The 682-nt window shown below is 52.9% G+C and carries 1 protein-coding gene; it reads left to right on the forward strand.

Translation table 11 applies throughout. From position 1 onward, the window contains the following. Window positions 1-669, forward strand: a 669-nt coding sequence (locus RX972_RS29060) for an IS4 family transposase (protein WP_316880735.1), incomplete at its 5' end; no start/stop codon positions are given. Between the last annotated feature and the right edge of the window lie 13 nt (window positions 670-682).

The raw sequence follows: 682 nt of genomic DNA on the forward strand, positions 1-682 counted from the left end.
TTCCTGCTCGACTGGGAGCACAGCGGTACGCAACGGCATTGGTTGATGCGGGCTCGTAGCGGGCTTAAATACGAGGTACTCCAAGAGTTGGGGCCAGGTGATTGGTTAGTTCAGTTAACTGTTTCTCGTGACGCCCACAGGCAGCGCGATGATCTTCCCAAACACTGGCAGGCCAGATTGATCGAGTACTCGATAGAAGGTAAAGCCCGTCGCTACCTCACCTCAATGATCGACGCCAAGCGTTATCCAGCAAACGAAGTAGCCGCACATTACAACGAGCGTTGGGAAATAGAGCTGGGTTTTAGAGAGATCAAACAAAACCTGCTCAACGGTGAGCAATTGCGCAGCAAGCAGCCTGAACTAGTCCGTCAGGAGCTTTGGGGCACCTTGTTGGCGTACAACTTGATCCGCCAAGAAATGCGCCTTATGGCTGAGGAAATGAAGGTTGCACCGCAACGATTGAGTTTTTTGTGGCTGTCTCAGGCTATAGCCAATGCGCTGCGCTTTTGTCCGACCGAAACACCGGGCACGATCCCCAAACGTTTGGCGGAGCTAAGAACACAGGCACAGCACTTCATGCTGCCACCCAGGCGTAAGCGAGCTTACCCCCGAGTGGTCAAACCAAGGCCGGTCAAATATCCAAAGAAAAAACCAACGGAGCTTAACTGACAGGCATTAGGGC

The organism is Pseudomonas syringae group sp. J309-1 (assembly GCF_032582135.1).
GTDB classification, from domain to species: Bacteria; Pseudomonadota; Gammaproteobacteria; order Pseudomonadales; family Pseudomonadaceae; genus Aquipseudomonas; species Aquipseudomonas quasicaspiana.